The 20,970-nt window shown below is 72.4% G+C and carries 20 protein-coding genes; 9 read left to right on the top strand and 11 right to left on the bottom strand.

What is annotated here, in order from left to right; genetic code table 11:
• A complete protein-coding gene (locus H030_RS32685) occupies positions 1–2,481 on the bottom strand; it encodes a GcvT family protein (protein ID WP_051222862.1) in 2,481 nt (826 codons plus the stop codon).
• Positions 2,465–3,397 carry a choline kinase family protein gene (locus H030_RS0115860; protein ID WP_027006824.1) on the bottom strand — a complete coding sequence of 311 codons (933 nt, stop codon included), beginning with the start codon at positions 3,395–3,397 and terminating at the stop codon, positions 2,465–2,467. The genes H030_RS32685 and H030_RS0115860 overlap by 17 nt, the downstream gene beginning before the upstream one ends.
• 64 nt (positions 3,398–3,461) lie before the next feature.
• Here H030_RS0115860 and H030_RS0115855 point away from each other — a divergent pair, with 64 nt between their 5' ends.
• Genes H030_RS0115855 through H030_RS32680 form a run of 3 tightly spaced genes read left to right on the top strand, consistent with a single transcriptional unit; the run spans position 3,462 to position 6,328 of the window.
• The gene (locus tag H030_RS0115855) at positions 3,462–4,793 is read left to right on the top strand and encodes a glutamine synthetase family protein (protein ID WP_035127811.1); all 1,332 of its coding nucleotides are present in this window, start codon (positions 3,462–3,464) and stop codon (positions 4,791–4,793) included.
• A 6-nt stretch (positions 4,794–4,799) separates the two neighbouring features.
• Positions 4,800–5,537 carry a FadR/GntR family transcriptional regulator gene (locus tag H030_RS0115850; RefSeq protein WP_027006822.1) on the top strand — a complete coding sequence of 246 codons (738 nt, stop codon included), beginning with the start codon at positions 4,800–4,802 and terminating at the stop codon, positions 5,535–5,537.
• 20 nt (positions 5,538–5,557) lie between these two features.
• Positions 5,558–6,328, top strand: coding sequence for a class I SAM-dependent methyltransferase (locus H030_RS32680; RefSeq protein ID WP_051222858.1), 771 nt, complete (start codon positions 5,558–5,560; stop codon positions 6,326–6,328).
• Here H030_RS32680 and H030_RS0115840 read toward each other — a convergent pair.
• The 6 genes from H030_RS0115840 to H030_RS0115815 all read right to left on the bottom strand — a co-directional run bounded on the left by H030_RS0115840 (position 6,325) and on the right by H030_RS0115815 (position 10,607).
• A complete protein-coding gene (locus tag H030_RS0115840) occupies positions 6,325–6,795 on the bottom strand; it encodes a nuclear transport factor 2 family protein (RefSeq protein ID WP_027006821.1) in 471 nt (156 codons plus the stop codon). The two genes, H030_RS32680 and H030_RS0115840, sit on opposite strands and share 4 nt — an antisense overlap.
• 19 nt (positions 6,796–6,814) lie before the next feature.
• Positions 6,815–7,204, bottom strand: a complete 390-nt coding sequence (locus H030_RS0115835; RefSeq protein ID WP_027006820.1) for a DUF2237 family protein — start codon at positions 7,202–7,204, stop codon at positions 6,815–6,817.
• Positions 7,205–7,244: 40 nt separating this feature from the next.
• Positions 7,245–7,388 carry a hypothetical protein gene (locus H030_RS39130; RefSeq protein WP_155892078.1) on the bottom strand — a complete coding sequence of 48 codons (144 nt, stop codon included), beginning with the start codon at positions 7,386–7,388 and terminating at the stop codon, positions 7,245–7,247.
• A 56-nt stretch (positions 7,389–7,444) separates the two neighbouring features.
• Positions 7,445–7,978: a hypothetical protein gene (locus H030_RS0115825; protein WP_155892077.1), complete on the bottom strand. Its 534-nt coding sequence runs from the start codon at positions 7,976–7,978 to the stop codon at positions 7,445–7,447.
• A gap of 64 nt (positions 7,979–8,042) precedes the next feature.
• Complete coding sequence (locus H030_RS37260; RefSeq protein WP_051222856.1) at positions 8,043–8,792, bottom strand: class I SAM-dependent methyltransferase; 750 nt, start codon at positions 8,790–8,792, stop codon at positions 8,043–8,045.
• A gap of 12 nt (positions 8,793–8,804) precedes the next feature.
• Complete coding sequence (locus tag H030_RS0115815) at positions 8,805–10,607, bottom strand: potassium/proton antiporter (protein ID WP_027006818.1); 1,803 nt, start codon at positions 10,605–10,607, stop codon at positions 8,805–8,807.
• Between the two features lie 176 nt (positions 10,608–10,783).
• Between H030_RS0115815 and H030_RS32670 the strand changes: the two genes are divergently transcribed.
• Genes H030_RS32670 through H030_RS0115790 form a run of 5 tightly spaced genes read left to right on the top strand, consistent with a single transcriptional unit; the run spans position 10,784 to position 15,978 of the window.
• Entirely contained in the window at positions 10,784–12,406 is a 1,623-nt protein-coding gene (locus tag H030_RS32670; RefSeq protein WP_051222854.1) for an amino acid permease, read from the top strand.
• 3 nt (positions 12,407–12,409) lie between these two features.
• Positions 12,410–13,786: an aldehyde dehydrogenase family protein gene (locus H030_RS0115805; RefSeq protein WP_027006817.1), complete on the top strand. Its 1,377-nt coding sequence runs from the start codon at positions 12,410–12,412 to the stop codon at positions 13,784–13,786.
• Positions 13,786–14,532, top strand: a complete 747-nt coding sequence (locus tag H030_RS0115800) for a 3-oxoacyl-ACP reductase (RefSeq protein ID WP_027006816.1) — start codon at positions 13,786–13,788, stop codon at positions 14,530–14,532. The genes H030_RS0115805 and H030_RS0115800 overlap by 1 nt, the downstream gene beginning before the upstream one ends.
• A 14-nt stretch (positions 14,533–14,546) precedes the next feature.
• Positions 14,547–15,314 carry a hypothetical protein gene (locus H030_RS0115795; RefSeq protein ID WP_027006815.1) on the top strand — a complete coding sequence of 256 codons (768 nt, stop codon included), beginning with the start codon at positions 14,547–14,549 and terminating at the stop codon, positions 15,312–15,314.
• Positions 15,250–15,978, top strand: a complete 729-nt coding sequence (locus H030_RS0115790) for a hypothetical protein (RefSeq protein WP_027006814.1) — start codon at positions 15,250–15,252, stop codon at positions 15,976–15,978. Before H030_RS0115795 ends, H030_RS0115790 begins: the two co-directional genes overlap by 65 nt.
• On the opposite strand, the gene H030_RS0115785 is transcribed toward H030_RS0115790, so the two are convergent.
• The 3 genes from H030_RS0115785 to H030_RS0115775 all read right to left on the bottom strand — a co-directional run bounded on the left by H030_RS0115785 (position 15,975) and on the right by H030_RS0115775 (position 18,927).
• Positions 15,975–17,225, bottom strand: coding sequence for a ParB/RepB/Spo0J family partition protein (locus tag H030_RS0115785; protein WP_027006813.1), 1,251 nt, complete (start codon positions 17,223–17,225; stop codon positions 15,975–15,977). The two genes, H030_RS0115790 and H030_RS0115785, sit on opposite strands and share 4 nt — an antisense overlap.
• 60 nt (positions 17,226–17,285) lie before the next feature.
• Positions 17,286–18,455, bottom strand: coding sequence for a threonine ammonia-lyase (ilvA, locus tag H030_RS0115780; RefSeq protein ID WP_231398452.1), 1,170 nt, complete (start codon positions 18,453–18,455; stop codon positions 17,286–17,288).
• A gap of 82 nt (positions 18,456–18,537) precedes the next feature.
• Positions 18,538–18,927: a Rid family detoxifying hydrolase gene (locus tag H030_RS0115775; RefSeq protein WP_051222852.1), complete on the bottom strand. Its 390-nt coding sequence runs from the start codon at positions 18,925–18,927 to the stop codon at positions 18,538–18,540.
• A 52-nt stretch (positions 18,928–18,979) separates the two neighbouring features.
• On the opposite strand from H030_RS0115775, the gene H030_RS0115770 reads away from it, so the two are divergent.
• Positions 18,980–20,953: an alpha/beta fold hydrolase gene (locus tag H030_RS0115770; RefSeq protein ID WP_081690848.1), complete on the top strand. Its 1,974-nt coding sequence runs from the start codon at positions 18,980–18,982 to the stop codon at positions 20,951–20,953.
• Positions 20,954–20,970 lie beyond the last annotated feature (17 nt).

The following is a 20,970-nucleotide window of genomic DNA, read 5'->3' as shown; positions in this document are numbered from 1 at the left end:
TCAGCTCATGGTAGGAGGCAAGGCTGCGCCTGTCTGTACCCCTTTGACACGCGCGGACGCCGGGTCGTACAAGGGCTCCGCCCGGATCTCGCCCGCCACCCAGGTCCCGAACACGTCGATCGCCACGGCGGTGCCCGGATCGGCGTACGCGACCGGCACATAGGCGTACGCGATGGAGCAGCCGACCGTGTAGCCAAACCCGCCGGACGTCACGCGCCCCACGACCGTGCCGCCGACGCTCACCGGCTCGTTGCCGAGCGCGACCGAGCGCGGATCCTCCAGGACGATGCAGACGAGCTGCTTCGCCGGCGCGCCGCGCGAGGCCAGCGCCTCCGCGCCCAGGAACCCGCCGCCGTCGTCGCCCTCGTCCTCCCGGACGCAGAAGGACAAGCCCGCCTCGTACGGCGTCTCGTCGGGCGTGATGTCCGCGCCCCAGACGCGGTACCCCTTCTCCAGCCGCAGCGAGTCGATCGCGCGGTAGCCGCCGGCGACCAACCCGTGCTCCTCACCGGACGCCCACAAGGAACGCCACAGCGCCGCGCCGTACTCGGCCGGGCAGTACAGCTCCCACCCGTACTCGCCGACGAACGTCACGCGCAGCGCCCGGACCGGGACGTCGCCCACGACGATCTCCCGGAACGACATGTAGGGGAAGTCCAGCGCGTCCGGCGTGAGCGGCTCGAGCACGTCGAACGCGCGCGGTCCCCACAGCGCGAAGCACGCCCACCGCGACGTCACGTCGGTCACCGTGACCGACCCGTCCCGCGGCGCGTGGCGCCGGATCCAGGACGCGTCGTGCTGCCCGAACGCCGTCCCCGTGACGATCCCGAACGTCTCCTCCCCCAGCCGCGTGACCGTGAAGTCGCACTCGATGCCCCCGCGCGCGTTGAGCATCTGCGTGTACGTGATCCGCCCCACCTCGCGCGCGACGTCGTTGTCGCACAACCCCATCAGGAACTCCGCGGCGCCCGGACCCGACACCTCCAACTTGCTGAACGACGACTCGTCGAACAGCGCCGCCGCCTCCCGGCACGCCCGGTGCTCGGCGCCGATCGCCGGCGACCAGTGCATCCCCGCCCACCCGCGCGGGCGGAGCCCAGCATCACCATCAACAACGTTCGACTCATACCAGTTGACCCGCTCCCACCCCGACTTCTCCCCGAACGCCGCGCCGTGCTCGCCGTGCCACGCGTAGTTCGACGACACCTTGAGCGGCCGCCCCGCCGCGCGCTCCTCGTTGGGGTAGTGGATGTCGTAATACGTCTCGTACACCTCGCGCGTGCGCTTCAACGTGTAGGCCGGCGAGCGGTACTGCGGCCCGAAGCGCCGGATGTCCATCCGCCACAGGTCCAGCTGCGGCTCGCCGGCGACGATCCACTCGGCCATCACCCTGCCGATCCCGCCCGCGCCCGCCAGCCCGTGCGCGCAGAACCCGGCCGCGACGAACAGGCCATCAACTTCGGTCTCGCCGAGGCAGAACTCGTTGTCGGGGGTGAACGCCTCGGGCCCGTTGATCAACTTGGTGACCTTGACGTCCTCCATCGCCGGCACCCGCCTGCGCGAGGCGACCGCGATCTCCTCGAAGCGCGGCCAGTCCTCCTCCAGCAGCCGCCCGTTGAAGTCCGGCGGGATCCGGTCGACCAAGTTGTCGTCCAACGCCCACGGCGCGCAGTCGCGCTCATAGCCGCCCATCACCAGCCCCGCGCCCTCCTCGCGGAAGTAGATGAGGTTGTCGGGATCGCGCAGCGTCGGCAGGTTCCAAGGACCCTCGGAACGATCCCGGAACGGCTGCGTCACCAGGTACTCGTGCGCCATCGGGACGATCGGGACCCGGACGCCCGCCAGCCGCCCCAGCTCGGCCGCGTACATCCCGCCCGCGATCACCACGCGCTCGCACTCGATCGCGCCCCACTCGGTCGCAACCCCTACAACTCGCCCGGAGCGCACCGCGATCCCCGTCACGCGCGTGTGCGTGTAGATCTGCACGCCGCCGGCCCGCGCGCCGTCCGCCAAGGCGTAGGTCAACTGCGACGGGTCCAGGTACCCGTCGGTCGGCAGCAACGACGCGACCCGCACGCCGTCGCCGACCATCAGCGGGAAGCGCTCGACCGCCTCGTCCCCGGAGATCAGCTCCAGCGGCAGCCCGAACGTCCGCGCCCACGCGACCTGCCGGTGGACCTCCTCCTCGCGCTCCGGCGTGCACGCCAGCCGGATCCCGCCGCACTCCACCCACCCGCAGTCGAGCGACCGGTACAACTCGACCGAGTACATCATCATGGTCGTCAGCGACACGCTCGACCGCAGCTGCCCCACGAGCCCCGCGGAGTGGAACGTCGACCCCGACGTCAGCTCGTCGCGGTCGAGCAACACCACGTCCTTCTCCCCCAGCTGCGCCAGGTGGTAGGCGATCGACGTCCCGCCGACCCCACCGCCGATGACGACCACGCGGGCGCGGTCGGGGAGCTCACGGGGTCGCGGCATCGCGCAGCCAGCTTTCGAATCGGGGGTCGGCGGTGCTCGCCCGCAGGCGCGCGAAGTGCCTCTCGGCGTAGCCGGGGAAGTCGAAGTCGAGGTCGGACAGCGCGGTCTGCGCGACACCCCACAGCGCCTCGCGCACGTCGCTCATCACGCGCATCAGCCGCAGCGCGGCGAACCGCCGCGGCGTGCAGTCCTCCGCCCAGTAGGCGGACAACAACGCGCGGTCGTCGTCCTCGGTGAACCCGTTGTTGATGGACAGGTTGCCGAGGTCGAAGTAGCGGTCGCCCATCCCCGCGTACTCCCAGTCGACGAGCCACACGCGCCCGCCGTCCTCCACGAGCACGTTCGCGCCGAGCAGGTCGTCGTGGCACGGGACGAGCGCGTGCTCGGACTCGCCGCGGACCGCGCCGGCGATCCGCTCGGCCAGCGCCGCCGCGTCCCACGCGGCCTGCGGCACGTCGCCCGCGCCGCCGTCGCCCCGCTCCCCCGCCAGCGCCAGGTACGCGCGCGCGATCGCCGGGACGTCGAAGCGCGTCGGCAGCGCGGGCGCGTGCTCGTGGAACGCGCGCAGCGCGCGGGCGACCTCCGGCAGCGCGGGCGCCTCGCGCAGCGCCTGGTTGGCGATCGGCGCCGCGTGCACGAACCGCGTCACCAGGCACGACTGCTCCGGCAGGAACGCCAGGACCGCCGGGGCGATCCCGAGCTTGGCGGCGGCGACCGTCGCGACGTGCTCGGCCGCGCGGTCGATCCCGAGCAGCTCGGTGTCGCGCCCCGCGACCCGCAGGACCGCCTCGGTCCCGTCCGCCAGCAGCACGCGGAAGTTGTGGTTGGTGATCCCGCCGCCCAGCACCGCCGGCTCCCCGGCGAGCGCGCCGAGGCGGTCCTGGACTGCCTCGATGACGGCGCGTGGCGGGGCCAAGGCGCGACATTAGACCCGCCGTGGCATTGCGGTCAATGGTGCGCTGCCTGTACCTTCGCGCGCCATGACCCTTGACGAGCTGCGGGCCGAGGTTGAAGCGGGACGGATCGACACGGTGCTCCTGTGCCTGACCGACATGCAGGGCCGACTGCAGGGCAAGCGCATGCACGCGCAGTTCTTCGTGGACGAGATCGTCGAGCACGGTGCCGAGGCGTGCAACTACCTGCTCGCGGTGGACGTCGAGATGAACACGGTCGACGGCTATGCCATGTCCTCGTGGTCGCGCGGGTATGGCGACTTCGTGATGGCGCCGGATCTCGACACGCTGACGGTCGTCCCGTGGCAGGAGGGCACCGCGCTGTGCCTGGTCGACCTGCAGTGGGAGGACGGCAGCGACGTCGTCGCCTCGCCGCGCCAGGTCCTGCGCAGGCAGCTCGCGCGGCTGGCCGAGCGCGGCTGGACGGCCAACGCGGGCAGCGAGCTGGAGTTCATCCTGTTCGAGAACTCCTACGAGGACGCATGGGACCGCGGCTACGTCGGCCTGACGCCGGCCAACCGCTACAACGTCGACTACTCGATCCTGGGCACGGCCCGGGTCGAGCCGCTGCTGCGATCGATCCGGAACGCGATGCACGGCGCGGGGATGAGCGTCGAGGACTCCAAGGGCGAGTGCAACTTCGGCCAGCACGAGATCAACTTCCACTACGCCGACGCGCTGACGACGTGCGACCGGCACGTGGTGTTCAAGAACGGCGCCAAGGAGATCGCGGCCCAGCACGGCCAGGCGATCACGTTCATGGCCAAGTACGACGCGCGCGAGGGCAACTCGTGCCACCTGCACCTGTCGCTGGCCGACGCCGACGGTGCCAACGTGTTCGCGAGCGACGACGCGCTGTTCTCGTCGTTCCTGGCGGGCGCGATCGCGGGGCTGCGCGAGCTGACGCTGCTGCTCGCGCCGAACATCAACTCCTACAAGCGCTTCGCCGCGGGGTCGTTCGCGCCGACGGCGGTCGCGTGGGGCAACGACAACCGGACGTGCGCGTTCCGGGTCGTCGGCCACGGGCCGGGCAAGCGCTTCGAGTGCCGCCTGCCGGGTGGCGACGTCAACCCGTACCTGGCGATCGCGGGGCTGATCGCGGCGGGGCTGCACGGGGTCGAGAACTCGTTGACGCTCCCGCCGGTCTGTGAGGGCAACGCGTACACCGCGGAGGGTGTGGAGCACGTCCCGAAGACGCTGCGCGAGGCCCGCGAGCTGTTCGCGAGCAGCGAGATCGCGCGCGCGGCTTTCGGCGACGAGGTGGTCGCCCACTACGTCAACATGGCCGATGTCGAGCTGGCCGCATACGATGCGGCGGTCACCGACTGGGAACGGGTGCGAGGGTTCGAGCGCCTGTGAGCTGAGATGAGCGTTCCGACTTCCTCCTCCGAACTTCCGTCCTTCGAGACCGTCTTCGCGCCGGTGCGGTCGCAGACGGCGTTCGAGGAGACGCTGGAGCGGCTCGGAACGGCGATCAAGCTGGGGCTGCTGGCGCCGGGCGCGCGGCTGCCGGCGGAGCGCGAGCTGTGCACGCGGCTGGAGATCTCGCGGTCGACCTTGCGGCAGGCTCTGACCGCGTTGGCGCAGTCCGGGCACCTCCATGCGGTCCGGGGCCGCGGCGGCGGGACGTTCGTCGCCGAGCGGCCGCCGCCGCTGGACCCGCCGTCGCGCGCGGTGCTGGCGTCCTGGCGCGGCGCGTGCGACGTGCGGCTGGGGATCGAGCTGGGGATCGCGTCGCTGGCCGCCGTCCGGGCCGTCGAGGAGGAGCTGGCGCCGCTCGACGAGCTGGTCGTGGCGATGGACGACATGGCCGAGGACTTCCCGGCCTACCGCCAGGCCGACGTGCGCTTCCACATCGGGCTGGCGGAGGCGACCAAGTCACCGCGGTTGGTCGCGATGGCGACCGAGTCCCAGGGCCAGATGACCGACCTCATCTCCTACATCGCCCACCCACCGGAGATCCTCGAGCACGCCAACGCCCAGCACGCACAGCTGCTGACCCGGATCCGCGCGAAGGATCCGGACGGCGCGGTGCGCATCATGGCCGAGCACCTCCGCGGGACCGAGCTGGTCCTGGCGGGGCTCATGCCCGGCGCGGACTGACGTTGTCCTAGGCTCGGGGCATGGCCGCCGGTCGGACCCCGAGCTCCCAGGAGACCTGGGACGCGTTCTTCAGCGACTTCTACCTGCGCGTGCACGCCGGGTCGGCGGAGCCGCGCGACGAGGCGCGGCTGCAGGCCGAGGCGGCCGCCGGGTTGGCGCGGTGCCCGGAGGGTGGTGCGCTGCTGGATGTGGCGTGCGGGTTCGGGCGGCATGCGATCCCGTTGGCGGCGGCGGGGTACGCGGTGACGGGTGTGGATCGGTCGCGGGCGCTGCTCGCGGAGGCGGAGCGGCGGGCGGCGGGTGAGGCTGGTGCGGCGCCCGTGTTCGTCGAGGCCGACTACCGCGAGCTGCCGTTCGCCGACGCGTCGTTCGACGCGGCGCTCAACCTGTACACGTCGCTCGGCTACCTCGGCGACGAGGAGGACACGCGGGTGTTGGGCGAGGTCGCGCGGGTCCTGCGGCCGGGTGGGCGGCTGGTCGTCGAGACGATGCACCGGGACCTGCTGGTCCGGGACTTCACGGAGACCGGCTGGTCGCTGCTCGGCGCGGGGCGGCTGCTGCTGGAGCAGCGGACGTTCGACCCGGCATCGGGCGTCACCCAGACGACGCAGACGCTGATCGACAAGGACGGCGGGCGGGACTCCCGGACGTTCGAGGCGCGGGTCTACACCGCGACCGAGTTGGTGCACATGCTCCGCGCGGCGGGGTTCGTGAAGACCTCGTGCTTCGGCGACCTCGACGGCACGCCGTTCGGGACGGCGACGCGGCTCGTGATCGTCGCGACGCGCTAGGCGGACGGCGGAGCCGCCGCCAGCCCTTCCAGCGCCTGGCCGCGGACCTTGTTGCGCAGGATCGGCGTCCAGCCGAGCAGCAGGCCGGCCGGGCCGAGCGCCTGGCGTGACCAGGCGTAGAACGAGAACGCGTCGTGGTGCTCGGCGATCAGGCCGTCGCGGAAGACGAACCTCGCCCGCACGTCGTTGTGGACCCTCCGCCCCGTCGCGCCGAACGTGTAGTCGGCGAGCCAGTGCGCCTCGCCGGTCTCGCCCGACGCGGAGTGCGACTCCAGCGTGATCGCCAGGTCCTGCGCGCGGCCGGTCAGCATGATCCACATGCGCCCCGGGTCGGCCCCGCGCAGCTCGCCGAAGACGGGGTCGCTGAAGACCGCGTCCGGCGTGTAGCACGCGGCCATCGCCGCGCCGTCGCGGGCGCCGAACGCCTCGTAGAACCGCTCGATCAGCTGCGCGTTCTCGTCGGGCATCGCGCGACCCTACCGCGCGTCAGGACAGCGCGCCGGGGTCGGCCGGGACGTCGACCGCGTGTTCGCGCAGCGCCTCGAGCGGGACGATCTCCAGTGCGCGCTCGTGCGAGGAGGCGAGGACGACGAACGCGGGCGCGTCGTCGTGGTAGGCGCGCAGCCAGTTGGCGGCGGTGACGCACCAGCGGTCGCCGGGGACGAGGCCCGGGAAGCGGTACTGGGGCATCGGCGTCGTCAGGTCGTTGCCGATCGCGCGCTGGTGCTCGAGGAAGTCGGTCGTCACGACCGCGCAGATCGTGTGGCTGCCGAGGTCCTCCGGGCCGGTCACGCAGGACCCGTCGCGGTAGAAGCCGGTCAGCGGCTCGATGCCGCAGGGTTCCAGCGTGCCGCCGAGGACGTTGCGCGCGCTCACCACCCGCAACCTACACGGGTGGCGAGCTGCGCAGCGTCGCTCAGCGATGCCGCTTCGGCTTCTTCTTGTCCATGTTGAACGTGACCTCCCAGGACCACGTGACGGTCTTGGCGCCGGAACGCGTCCGGTTGGCGCCACCGCTGACGGGGTCGGCGGACGCGTGCCACGTCTTCGTGCCGCGCACCGTGAAGGCGCGCGCGCTGAGGAAGCGGGTGGGCGACGTGGTGGTCTCGACGTCGTTCAGCGACGGACCGTCGCCGCCGCCGTCCCAGATGAGGCCGGTGTTCGGCCGGCCGGGCAGTCGGCGGTGTCGAAGTCCGCGTCGATGCTCGGCGCCAGCGTCGTCCTGTCGGTGAACGCGAGGTGGAACGGCACCGTGACGCTCCTGGTGCCGCAGCCGTCGGCGGGCAGCGACTCCGGCGGGTTGGCGGCGGCCCAGGAGCCGGCGTGCGTCGTCGTCAGCGCGCCATCGCGCTTGAACACGCCGACGGCGGCCGCGCCCTCGCCGGTCCCGACGTCGATCGCCGGCGGCCGCCCTCGGACCCCGCGCATGACCATCCACTTCGTCGGCTTCGACTTCACCGACAGATGCGCCGAGCCCGAGCCCTTCTCCTCGACCGAGCATCCATCGAGGCACAGATCCGTCGTGTTCTCGTCGTAGTTCCACGACTCATCCATCGTGACCCGCGCAACGACGGTGTAGACCGCGTCGTCGAGACGCGGCGCCTTCTTGGCCTCGGCGGCGGTCGCGGGAACCAGCGCGGCAGCAGCCACGACGGCGAGGAGCCGTCCATCCTCGACCAACGACTTGGATCACGGAGCGGGTGCGTGGAGCGCGTCAGGCGGGCAGGGCGAGCACGGCGAAGTGCAGCGTGATCAGGCGCTCGCCGAGCGCCGGGACTGCGGCCGCGCCTGCCCGGACGGCCCACTTCACCGTCCCCTTCGCGCGCGCCTTGCCGGACTCCGCCCCGAAGGTGTGCACCGCGCGCGGCAGGGGGTCGACCAGCTCCGCGGCGACGCGGCCGCCGCAGTCCTCGACGAGGCCGCGGATCGCGCGGCGGTGGAAGCGGTGCAGGTGCCCGACGCCCTCCGACGCCGCCCGCGCCGCCGGGCGATGGGCCGAGACGTTCGCCTCCAGCGGCACCTCGATCACCACGGCCCGCCCCGCGCGCAGCATTTCGCGCGTCAGCGGCGCCGGGTCCGGGACGTGCTCCAGGACGTGCGTGGCGAACACCAGGTCGTACGCGTCATCCGCCACCGGCAGGTGCGAGCCGTCGAAGACCCAGGCGCCGTCGACCTCCTCGCGCTCGGCCGTCAGCTTCACGCCCGAAGCGGAGATCTCATAGCCCACCCGCGACCCGCCGAACCCGCGCCGCCCCAGCACCGACAGCACGGCGCCGTCACCACAACCGACCTCGCAGACCGTTCGCGGCGCGGCAATGCCCGCCCGCGCGACCAGCGCCATCACGTGGTCCGCCTTGCCCTCGGCGCCCAGCTCACGCCAGCGCCGGTACTTGTCGCCGTCGACCCCCGGCGTGTAGCACTGCTCGTAGAACTCCTGGATCTGCTCTTCGGCGAGGCGGGCCATCGCGACGGGAGTCTACGAACGACGGGCTTCGGCGAGATCCGTGGCGACCGCGCCCAGCACCGTCCGCAGCCACGCGCGCTCGGCCTCGCCCGCCGCCGGCATGCGCCGCTCGATCCAGCCGGTCACCTGCCGGCGCGCGCCGACGACCAGGACCGCACCGCACAGCGCGTAGCGCCCGTCGGCCAGGACGACCAGCGACCCGGGCGCGTCGCGCCGGATCCGCAGCAGGTCCACGACGTCCTGCTCCCCCACCCTCGCCGGCCGCGTCGCGTCGCCGTCGGCGTCCGTCCACGGCCGCGCGCTGAAGATCGTCGACGAGCTCCGGACCGCCCGCGCCGGCCGCGCCCGCGGCCCGATCGGCCCCGTCCGCCACGACGACGTCAAGGACACCAACTCGCGCGACGTCTCCTCGCGGTAGAGCACGTGCAGCCGGTCGCCCGCCACCACCCGCGTCGACCCGCGCGGCGGGATCGCCTGCCCCTCACGCACGATGACGTTGACGACCGCCTCCCGCGGCAGCCCCAGGTCGCGCACCGCCAGCCCGACGATCGCGTCGTCCGGCGCGACCGGGAACTCCAGCACCTCCGCGCCCAGCCGCCGGATCGTCCCGGACTCCGCCAGCGGCCGCGGCAGCGCCGGGTCGTCGGTGGTCACGCGCAGCTTCTTGGCCAACCACTCGAACGTCGTGCCCTGCAAGATGGTGGACAACAGCACGACGAAGAACACGATGTTGAAGAACTCGCCCGCGCGCGGGATGTGGTCGATCACCGGGAACGTCGCCAGCACCACCGGCACCGCCCCGCGCAGCCCCGCCCACCCCAGCACCGCCTGCTCCTGCCACGAGAACCCGAACGGCGCCGTGCAGATCACCGTCGCCAGCGGCCGCGCGACGAACACCAGCACCAGCGCCAGCACGGTGCCCTCCAACGCCACGTCGGCCAGCTGGCTCGGGAACACCAACAACCCCAGGACCAAGAACATCGACAACTGCGCGACCCACGCCATGCCCTCGTGGAACGCCGCGATCGTCTGGCGCGCCGGGATCGTCGCGCTGCCGAGCATCAACCCCACCAGGTAGACCGCCAGGAACCCGGACCCGTGCGCGGTGTCGGCCACGCCGAACGCGACCGCGCACCCCGCCAGCGTCGCGACCGGGTACAGGCCGCCGCTCGCCAGCTTGGCCTCGCGCAGCGCCCACGTCACCACGTAGCCGACGCCCACCCCGACCAGGCCGCCGATCGCGATCTGCCGCGCGAACAGCAACAGGAACTCCGGCAGCCCGTAGTCCGGGTTCTGCAGGTGGTGGATGAACCCGACGACCAGCAGCACCGCGATCGGGTCGTTGAGCCCCGACTCGCCCTCCAGCGTCCGCGCCAGCCGCCGCCGCAGCGTCGACCCGCGCAGCAGCGCGAAGATCGCCGCACCGTCGGTGCCCGCCACGATCGACCCGACCAGCAGCCCCTCGGTCGTGTTGAAGTCGAACAGCCACGCCGCGACCAGCCCGGTCACGACCGCCGTCAGGACCGTCCCCACGATCGCCAGCGTCAGCGACACGCCCAGCACCGGCCGGATCTCCGGGATCCCGGCCGCCAGTCCGCCCTCGAACAGGATCAGGATCAGCGCCACGATCCCGACCGTGCGCGCCACCGCGTAGTCGTCGAAGTCGATCCACCCCGCCCCGTCGGTCCCGACGAGCATCCCGATCGCCAGGAACAGCACGAGCCCGGGGACCCGGACGCGGGACGCGACGAGCGACGCCAGCAGACCGGCGGACAGCAGCGCGCCCACGATGAGGATGCGCTCGCCGTCGTGCACCCGGACACCATGCCACACGACCCGGCGCCCGCCGCCCGGCTTCGACCGGATGTCGAAGGACGTTCATACGCGATCGTGGCGATCGGCACTTGACTTCCGTCCGCGGCCCGGCGTACATTCGCGCCGCCATCCCTAAGGATGGCTGTTCACACCTTTTCGGAGAGGGATGCACGCGCATGGCTGACGTCGACGTGGCTGCTCGCGCTTCAAGCGACGAGCAGCGGCTGGCGGAGTTGGGGTACAAGCAGGAGCTGAACCGCTCGTGGAGCGGCTTCCAGAACTTCGCGATCTCGTTCACCATCATCTCGGTCCTTGCCGGGTGCTTCACGACCTACTACCAGGCGTGGAACAACGGTGGACCGGTCGCGATCTCGTGGGGCTGGCCGATCATCTCGGCGTTCATCCTCATCATCGCCTTCTGCATGTCGGAGCTGGTCTCGGCGTACCCGACGGCGGGCGGCATCTACTGGTGGGCGGCCAAGCTCGGCGGTCCAGTGTGGGGCTGGTTCACGGGCTGGTTCAACCTATTGGGGTTGATCGCGATCGTGGCGTCGGTCGACTACTTCGCCGGGCAGTTCCTCGGCGTGATCCTCGGCCTCTACAGGGTCAACGTCCTGGGGTTGAACTTCGGCGACACCGCCCACGGGCTGCGTGAGACGTTCATCCTCTTCGCGCTGATCCTGTGCCTGCACGTCGCGATCAACATCCGCGGCAGCCACCTCGTCGCGATGCTCAACGGCGTGTCGGTGTGGTGGCACGTCCTCGGCGTCGCCGCGATCGTCCTGGTGTTGATCTTCGCGCCGAGCAAGCATGCGTCGGCCGACTTCGTCTTCACCCACACCATCAACAACTCGGGCTTCGGCCACGGCATGTTCTGGTGGTACGTGCTCCCACTCGGGTTCCTGCTGACGCAGTACACGATCACCGGGTTCGACGCGTCGGCGCACGTATCGGAGGAGACCCACGGAGCGGCGGAATCGGCGCCGAAGGGGGTCTGGCGCTCGGTCTTCTACAGCGCGGTGATCGGCTACGTCGTGCTGCTGGCGATCACGTTCGCGGCGTCCAACGAGAAGGCCGTCACCGCCGGCGGCGGCACCGTGTTCGCGGTGTTCGAGAGCTCGATGGGCAGCGGCTGGGTGAAGTTCATCCTGATCATCGCGGTCATCGGCCAGCTGTTCTGCGGCATGTCGTGCATGACCAGCGCGTCGCGCATGATGTACGCCTTCTCGCGTGACGGCGCGGTCCCGGGCTGGCGCCTGTGGAGCAAGGTCGACAGCAAGCGGGTCCCGTTCAACGCCGTGATCGCGGTCGCGGTCCTGGCGCTGATCCTCACGCTGCCGGCGCTGAAGGGCAACAAGGACGGCCTGACGGTCGCGTTCACCGCGGTCGTGTCGATCGGGGTGATCGGGTTGTACATCGCCTACGTGATCCCGATCTACCTGCGCTGGCGCGCGGGCTCGTCGTTCGTCCCCGGCCCCTGGACGCTGGGCAACAAGTACAGGTGGATGAACCTGTTGGCGGTCGCGGAGGTCGCGATCATCGTGGTCATCGGCTTCAACATGCCGTTCAGCTCCTCCGGCGTGCCGTGGGAGAGCGACTTCGACTGGTCGCTGTTCAACTACACCCCGGTCGTGACCGGCGGCGTGTTCCTCCTCGTCGGCCTGTGGTGGCTGCTCAGCGCGCGGCACACGTTCACCGGGCCGCGGCACACGGTGCAGGAGCTCGAGGCGGAGCTGGGCGAGGGCCCGGGCGACGGGCCGGCGACCGGCGGTCCGGCCGCGGCACCCGCCGGGGCGTAGGCGGTGTCCGCCGAGACCCTCACGGTTCTCGAGCCCGCCACCGAGCAGACCCTGGACACCATCGCCCGAGGCGGCGTCGACGAGGTCGACGCCGCCGTCGCGGCGGCGCGGCGCGCGTTCCCGGCGTGGCGCGCCGTCGCGCCGGGCGACCGCGCGCGGCTGCTGCGGCGCGTGGTCGAGGCGATGGAGGGCGCCTGGGAGGAGCTGGCGCTGCTGGAGGCGCGCAACGCCGGCAAGCCGCTGGCTTCGGCGCGGGGTGAGATCGGCATGGCGATCGAGACGTTCCGCTACTTCGCGGGCGCTGTGGAGCGTCCGAATGGTGAGACGATCCCGGTGGCCGGCGGCCTCGCGTTCACCGAGCGTGAGCCGATGGGCGTGATCGGGCTGATCACGCCGTGGAACTTCCCGCTGAACATCGCGTGCTGGAAGATGGCGCCGGCGCTGGCGGCGGGCAACACGGTGGTGTTGAAGCCGGCGGAGCTGACGCCGCTGACGGCGGTGCGGTTCGCTGGGTTGGTCCTGGAGGCGGGGCTGCCCGAGGGCGTGGTGAACGTCGTCGTCGGCCCCGGCCGGACGTGCGGGACGCGGCTGGTCGAGCACCCGGACGTGGCGAAGGTCGCGTTCACCGGCTCCACCGAGGTCGGCCGGACGATCGCCGCGGGCGCCGCGGGGACGATCAAGCGCGTGACCTTGGAGCTGGGCGGCAAGTCGGCGAACGTGGTGTTCGCGGATGCGGACGTGCGCGCCGCTGCCGAGGCCGCGCCGTGGGCGGTGTTCGACAACGCGGGCCAGGACTGCTGCGCGCGCTCGCGGATCCTCGTGGAGCGGTCCGCGGTCGATGACTTCCTGTCGCACTTGCAGGGCGCGGTGGAGTCGATCCGCGTGGGTGACCCCTTGGACCCCGCGACCGAGATGGGGCCCTTGATCAGCGCGGACCAGCGCGCGTCGGTCAGCGCGTTCGTCGACGGCGGCGTCGAGGTCGCGATCCAGGGCTCCGCGCCCGACGGTCCCGGCTTCTGGTTCCCGCCGACGGTCCTGTGGCCGGTCCCGCTCGACCACCCCGCGGTCGTGGACGAGATCTTCGGGCCGGTCGCGGTGATCGTCCCGTTCGACACCGAGGCCGAGGCGATCGCGCTCGCCAACGACACCATCTACGGGCTCTCCGGCTCGATCTGGACCCGGGACGGCGCCAAGGCGCTGCGCGTCGCCCGGGCCGTGGAGAGCGGCAACCTGTCGATCAACTCCAACTCCTCGGTGCGCGTCAACACGCCCTTCGGCGGCTTCAAGCAGTCCGGCTACGGGCGCGAGCTGGGGCCGCACGCGACCGACGCCTACACCGAGGTCAAGACCATCTACATCAACACGGAAGGAACCCCGTAGTGCCCGGACGTCTCGAAGGCAAGGTCGCAGTGATCACCGGCGCGGCGGGCGGGATCGGCGCCGCCACCGTGGAGGCCTTCCAGCGCGAGGGCGCGAAAGTTGTAGGGGTCGATCTGATCGAGGGCGCGCCGGGCGACCTGGCGCTGGCGGTCGACGTCACCGAGGAGTTCGCCGTCCAGCAGATGTACGCCCAGGTCGCCGAGGAGTTCGGGCGCGTCGACATCTTGTTCAACAACGCCGGCATCTCGCCCGACGACGACACGAGCGTGCTGGAGACGTCGCTGGAGGCGTGGCAGCGGGTCCAGGACGTCAACCTCAAGTCGGTGTTCCTGTGCTGCAAGCACGGGATCCCGCACCTGCTCGAGGGCGGCGGCGGGTCGGTCATCAACACCGCGTCGTTCGTGGCGGTGATGGGCGCGGCGACGTCGCAGATCTCCTACACCGCGTCCAAGGGCGGCGTCCTGGCCCTGACCCGCGAGCTGGGCGTGGAGTTCGCGCGCCGCGGCGTCCGCGTCAACGCCTTGTGCCCCGGCCCGATCGACACGCCGCTGCTGCAGGAGCTGTTCGCCAAGGACCCGGAGCGCGCGGCGCGGCGGCTGGTCCACGTCCCGATGGGCCGCTTCGGCAGGCCGTCGGAGATCGCCGGCGGCGTCGTGTTCCTGGCCAGCGACGAGTCGTCCTTCATGACGGCCACGACGTTCCTCGTGGACGGCGGCCTGTCCGGCGCGTACGTGACCCCGGAGTAGGGCACGCTCGGGGCGTGACCGCTCCGGGACACCGCGCAATCGACGACGATGAGCAAGCTCTGGTCGACCGCCTCGCGGAGGCGGTCGCCGCGGCCTACGTGGCCAAGACGCCGGACGTGCGCGTGCTCGACGAGCCGGCGGTCGCCGTCGTGCTGCCGGTCTACTGGGACGGCGCCGACGCGTCGCACTGGGGCGCGCCCGCCAAGGCCGTGACCGCCCGTTCGCCGTCGCTGGTCCCGCCCGGCGAGGTCCTTTGGATGGTCGGGACCTACGAGGTCGCGATGCACGAGCTGGAATGGCCGGACGTCTACGCGGACCCGGCGCTGCGCGAGCCCGGCGAGGCGCTGCTGGCGCTGATCGCCGAGCGCGACGCGTGGGAGCTGGCGCACGTCTTCTTCTACGCCTTGACCGCGCGCCTGGCCGCGGCCTGGGGCGTGCCGGTCGTCTGGGACGACTTCGAGGACGGCCAAGCGACGCCACTCGAGGACCAGCTGCGCGCAGCTCGATGCCGAGACGGCGGCCGAGTGGGAGCGGCTCGGGCTCCTGACGGCGCGCGGCGGCGGGGAGTCGACGGTACCCGACGACGCGCTGCTCACGCTCGTCCGCCCGGACGGCATCGCGGCCGGGATCAGCGCCCGCCGGATCCTCACGGCCGATCTGCGACGCAGGGGCGGCCAGGGCGTCGGGCCGGGCGTGGCGACGGACGGCAATACGGACGTGACGGTCGTCGGCGGCGTCCTGCCCGACGGCGCCGTCTCCGCGCGCGTGCAGGACCTCCATGACGCGTGGCACGACGCGACCGTCGCGGGCGAGCTGTGGGCGTGCCTGCTGCCCCACGGCGCGCGCGGCGGGCTGCCGCCGGTGGTGTTCGCGGACGCCGAGGGCGAGGAGGTGCGGCCGGCGTCACCCACCGAGTCGGACCACGGCGAGAGCTGGGTGTCCGTCTCGCTCGGCGAGATCGAGGACGGGGATTGGGACTTCAACCCCGCGGGGTGGGACGCGCGGGTGCTTCGCGGCGCGAAGGTGCCCGTGCTCTGGGATGACGCCCTCGGCGCGGACCCGGACGTCGGTCAGGTCGGCGGCGATGAGGACGCGGCGCTCTCGGTCGAGCTGCGCCGAGGCGACACGGCGGTCGACGTCACCGGTGGCGAAGGCGGGTTCCCGATCCACGACCCCGAGCGCGAGGCCCGTGACCTGCTCGAACGGACCCTCTCGTCGAGCGGCGACGCCCGTACCGCCGGCCGCGCCGCGCTCGAGGCGGTCGCCGCCGCGCTGCCGGCGACGATCCACGGCGGCCCCGAGCAGTCCTTCCTCATGCTCAGCGGCGGCGGCGTGTGGATCGCCGTATGGACCGACCGGCGCGGCCGCCTCGACGTCCGCATCCGCGGCACGGGCACCCCGCCCGCCCGCCTGGACCTCACCGATCGCCGCAGCCGCGACGCCTAGGCCGGCAGCAGCGCCCGCAGCGCCTTCGGCGGCAGCGGGTCGCTCGCCAGGATCTCGGCGCCCAGGGCGCGGAGGACCTCGAGGCGGCGGTTGGGGTGCAGGGAGTAGGCGTACTCCTGCGTCGCTTCGTGGCCGCCTTCGACGCCGAGGTGGGAGCGGTGGTCGGCGGTGGCGACGCGGGACAGGACGAGGCCCAGGATGTAGGCGTCGAGGTCGGTGACGTCGACCTCGATCGGCGCGCCCTCGGCCGCGTCGCGGTCGCCGCCGAAGGAGGCGACGATGCGGTGCGTCTGGGGTCCGCCGGCGAGGTCGCCGCCGTCGCGGATCGGGCCGCCCTGGGACCCGTTGGCGCCGCCGCTCGAAGCCCCGCCGTCCCAGTCGCGCTGATCGGCGTCCTGGTCCTTGCCGAGCCCCTTCTCGCGGTTCGCCGCCCAGCGCGCCTCGTCGAGCTTCCTCGACTCCTCCTCGTAGTTCTTCGGCTTGGGCGGCACGTAGCCGACGCCGAGCTTCAACCCGGCGGTCGAGATCTCGCCCTTGGTCGCCTGCTCGACCAGCTCGGTCGCCTCTTCGGCACTCACATCGCCGCGGGCGATCCCGCGCCGGACGATGTCGGCGACCGTGAACGACAGGTCGCCCTCCTCGACGCGCGTCACCACGCCCTCCGGCAGGTCCAGCAGCTTCAGCGACTTGCGCGTCCACGCCAGCGGCGCGCCGACCAGCCGGGACACCTCGGCCGCGGTCAGCGACGGATCCTCGGCCATGATCGCGCGGGCAGCGCGCGCGAACTGCACCGGCTCCGGCTTGGACTGGTGGAAGTTCTCGGCGAACTGCATCGTCAGCGCCTCGCGCTTGGAGATGCCGTCGATGAGCGTGAAGCGCCAGTCCTCGCGCGCGCCCTCGGCCTCGTCGAGCAGCGTCATCGCGCCGAACCGGCGGCGGCCGGCGAGCAGCTCGTAGGGCGTGTCGTCGTCGCCGGTGGCGCGCACCAGCGGCGGGTGCAGCAGCCCGGTCTCCTTGATCGACACGGCCAGCTCGTGCAGGTCGGGCAGCTGGCCGACGCGCATGTTGACCATCGTCTTGACCTGCGAGAGCGGCGCGACCACGCTCTGGTGCGCCTTCTTCGCCGTGTCGCTCAACGGCGCCTTCTGGAGGTCCTGGCGGGCCTCCTCCTTGGCGGCCTTCGCGGCCTCCTCGCGCATCTGCGCGAGGTCTTCTTCAGCCTGCTGGAGCTTGTCGACCTGGGACATGGGGTCGAGGATGCAAGCACACGGCTCGGAGGGACCGGGCGGGCTTTCCCGCTACGAGCGCTATTCGGCTTCCGGGTGCTGCGAGACGCCGTAGCCCGCCGCGCGGATCGCCGCGACGACGGTGTCGGCGTGCTCGCGCGAGCGCGTCTCGATCGTCAGCTGGACGCCGGTCTCGCGCACGTGCAGGCCGATCCCCTCGCGCATGTGCGCGACGTCGACGATGTTCGCGCCCTCGTTCGCCACGCAGTCCAGGAGCGCCGCGAGCGCGCCCGGGCGGTCCGGGACACGCGTGAGCAGGACGCGCCGGCGCCCCGCCTCGGTCTCGTTGCGCCTCGCGACCGCGGCGAGCAGCCCGGCGTCGACGTTGCCGCCGCTCAGGATCGCGCAGGTCGTCCCGGTCCTGGCGGCCTCGACCTGCCCGCCGAGCAGCGCCGCGACGCCGACTGCGCCCGCGCCCTCGACCACCAGCTTGGCCTTCTCCAACAACATCACCATCGCCTCGGCGACCGCGTCCTCGGAGACCACGACGACGTCGTCCAGCCACTGCCCGATCAGGCGCAGCGTCAGCTCGCCCGGCTTCTTGACCGCGATGCCGTCGGCGATCGTCAGCGCGCTGTCGACGCCGATCGGCGTCCCGGCCCGCAACGACGCCGGATATGCCGCGACCGTCTCGACCTGCACACCCACGACCCGGACGTCCGGACGCGCCGACTTCACCGCGATCGCGACGCCGGACGCCAGCCCGCCGCCGCCGACCGGGACGACGACCGTCGCGAGGTCCGGGATGTCCTCCAGGAGCTCCAACCCGAGCGTGCCCTGGCCCGCGACGATGTCGGGATCGTCGAACGGGTGCACGAACGCCATCCCGGCCTCGGCGGCGCGCTCACGCGCGAGGACGAGGCAGTCGTCGACGCTCGACCCACCCAGGATCACCCGGGCGCCGAGCGCGGCGGTCGCCTCGACCTTCGCGATCGGCGCGCCGTCGGGCATGAAGACCTCGCACGGCACCCCGCGCGCGCGGGCCGCGAAGGCCAGCGCCTGCGCGTGGTTGCCCGCGCTGCCGCACACCACGCCGGACGCGCAGCCCTCGCCGAGCGCGTGCAGCTTGCTCAGCGCGCCGCGCAGCTTGAACGCGCCGGTGCGCTGCAGCGACTCGGCCTTCAGGACGACGTCGCCGCCCGTGCGCTCGGAGAGCGTGGCGGACGGCAGGACCGGGGTCCGGCGCGCCACGTCGCCGATCGCGGCGCGGGCGCGCGCGACGTCGTCGGCGGTGACGGTGATGTCGGTGGCGGACGTAGTGATGCCTCGTCCGTTACAGCGCGACGATCGCGTCGATCTCGACCTGCGCGCCGACCGGCAGCGACGCGACGCCGATCGTCGAGCGCGCGGGCGGGTTCTCCGGGAAGTACTCCGCGTAGGCGGCGTTGACGTCGCCGAAGGTGGAGATGTCGGTCACGTAGATCCCGCAGCGCACGGCGTTGCTCAGCGACGCGCCGGCCGCCTCGCAGACCGCGGTGAGGTTGCGCAGGCACTGGCGCGTGTGCTCGCCGATGTCGCCCTCGACGAGCTTCCCGGTCGCCGGGTCCAGCGGCGTCTGACCGCTGAGGAACAGGAACCCGCCGGACTTGACGGCGTGGCTGTACGGCCCGACGGCCGCGGGCGCGTCACCTGCGGTGATCGGCTGACGTTCTGGAGAGGTCACCTTCTGTTTCCCTTCGACGCTTTTCAGGTACTGACGCTACCGTCCGCGCTTGATGCCCGCTCATCGCCTGTCCTCCCCTGCCCGCGCGTTGGTCCCGGCGATCGCGCTGGGCCTCTTCCTGTGCGTGGCCTTCGCCGCGAACGCCTCGGCGGCGATCCCGTGGGCGGCATGCACGCCGACCGGCTTCCAGTGCGCCAGGGTCGACGTCCCGCTCGACCGCTCCGGCGCGGTCCCGGGGACCGTCTCGCTCGACGTCACGCGCGTGGCGGCGTCGTCGAACCCGGGCGGCGTGGCGCTCGTCCCGCTGGCCGGCGGGCCGGGCCAGTCGGCGGTGCCGCTGGCCGAGGACTTCGCGAAGATCATGGCGCCGGCGCTCGCGACGCGCGACCTGCTCGTCTTCGACCAGCGCGGCACCGGCAGGTCCGGGCCGCTGAGGTGCAGGTCGCTGAGCGACCCGTCGCTGCGCTCGCAGTCCCAGCGCTCGGCCGGCTGCGCGACGGAGCTCGGCGCGGGGCGCGGCTTCTACCGGACGGCGGACTCGGTGGCCGACATCGAGGCGCTGCGGATCGCGGGCGGGTACAGCAAGTTGGTGTTGTACGGCGTGTCGTACGGGACCAAGGTCGCCGAGGAGTACGCGGCGGCGTACCCGCAGAACGTCGAGGCGCTGGTGCTGGACAGCGTGGTCAGGACCGACGGCCCGGACCCGTTCTCCCGCTCGACGCTGACGGCGATCCCGCGCGTCCTGAGCGAGCTGTGCGCGAACCACGCGTGCGAGCACGCGACGCAGAGCGTCACGAGGGACCTGACCGCGCTGGTCAAGCGCCTCAACAGGAGGCCGCTGTCGGCCCGCGCGGTGGCGTCGAGCGGCATCAAGGCGCGGATCCCGGGCGGGATCCAGGAGTCCGACCTCTTGAACATCCTGATCGCCGGTGACCTCAACCCGCTGCTGCGCTCGGAGCTGCCCGGATCCATGCGCGCCGCGTTGAGGGGCGACGCGACACCGCTGGCGCGGCTGGTCGTGCGGTCGGAGGGGCTCACGGTGGGCTACCAGGGTGCTCGCGCTCGCGCGGGCGTCGGTGGCGTCACCCACCAGGCGACCGAGGACGACATCTCGGAGGCGCTGTACCTCGCGACGACCTGCGAGGAGTCCCCGTTCGCGTGGACGCGCAACGCCGGCGTCGACCAGCGCCAGTCGGAGATCATCGCGGCCGCTCATGCGCTCCCGGCCGGCTCGTTCGGGCCGTTCAGCACGACCGCGGGGCTGACCGCGTCCGGGGCGATCCCGGCGTGCCTCGGGTGGCCGGACGCGAGCGCCGCGCCGGCGCCCGTCGCCGCGCTGCCGGGCGTGCGCACGCTGGTCCTCGACGGGCAGATGGACGTCCGGACGCCGATCGGCGACGCCCAGGCCGTCGGCGCGCAGATCCCGGGGGCGCAGGTCGTCGAGGTGCCGTGGACGGGGCACTCGACCACGACCAGCGACGCGTCGGACAACAGCGCCTGCACGCAGGGCGCGCTGGCCGCGTTCTTCGGCGGCGGGACCGCGGGACCGTGCAGGGCCGAGCCGAACCCGTACCCGGTGACGATCAAGCCGCCGACGCGGTTCAGCAGGGTCACCGGCAAGTCGAGGACGACGCGGACGATCAACGCCGTCAAGGAGACCCTGAACGACGCGCGGTACCAGATCGTCGGTGACGTGCTCGCGTTCGACGCGGTGCCGAAGCACGTCGGCGGCCTGCGCGCGGGCAACGTGACGGTCAGCGCGGACGGGTCCTACAAGCTGAACAAGTACCAGTACGTGCCGGGCATCGTGGTGTCCGGGAAGGTGACCCGGAAGGGCGTCGCGAACGTGACGGTCCACGGCGGCGGCGCGCTGGCCGGGACGCTGCGCCTGGTCGCCGGCGGCGGCTCGGTCTCGGGACGGCTGAACGGGCGCAAGGTGCGGATCGCGGGCACGGCGTCGGTGGGAGCGTCGGGGCTCCCGACGGTCGCCGAGGCGCTGGCGAGGGCGCACAAGCCGATCCGGTAGGGCGGGCGGCGGGCGAG

This window comes from Conexibacter woesei Iso977N (assembly GCF_000424625.1).
Taxonomy (GTDB): Bacteria; Actinomycetota; Thermoleophilia; order Solirubrobacterales; family Solirubrobacteraceae; genus Baekduia; species Baekduia woesei_A.
The sequence above is the reverse complement of the archived record's forward strand: the minus strand, read 5'-3'. Positions and strand labels throughout refer to the sequence as shown.

Coding starts and splice junctions, on each gene's coding strand:
- H030_RS32685 (WP_051222862.1), bottom strand. CDS start 2,481: ATGCCGCGACCCCGTGAGCTCCCCGACCGCGCCCGCGTGGTCGTCATC.
- H030_RS0115855 (WP_035127811.1), top strand. CDS start 3,462: ATGACCCTTGACGAGCTGCGGGCCGAGGTTGAAGCGGGACGGATCGAC.
- H030_RS0115850 (WP_027006822.1), top strand. CDS start 4,800: ATGAGCGTTCCGACTTCCTCCTCCGAACTTCCGTCCTTCGAGACCGTC.
- H030_RS32680 (WP_051222858.1), top strand. CDS start 5,558: ATGGCCGCCGGTCGGACCCCGAGCTCCCAGGAGACCTGGGACGCGTTC.
- H030_RS0115840 (WP_027006821.1), bottom strand. CDS start 6,795: ATGCCCGACGAGAACGCGCAGCTGATCGAGCGGTTCTACGAGGCGTTC.
- H030_RS37260 (WP_051222856.1), bottom strand. CDS start 8,792: ATGGCCCGCCTCGCCGAAGAGCAGATCCAGGAGTTCTACGAGCAGTGC.
- H030_RS32670 (WP_051222854.1), top strand. CDS start 10,784: ATGGCTGACGTCGACGTGGCTGCTCGCGCTTCAAGCGACGAGCAGCGG.
- H030_RS0115785 (WP_027006813.1), bottom strand. CDS start 17,225: ATGTCCCAGGTCGACAAGCTCCAGCAGGCTGAAGAAGACCTCGCGCAG.
- H030_RS0115770 (WP_081690848.1), top strand. CDS start 18,980: ATGCCCGCTCATCGCCTGTCCTCCCCTGCCCGCGCGTTGGTCCCGGCG.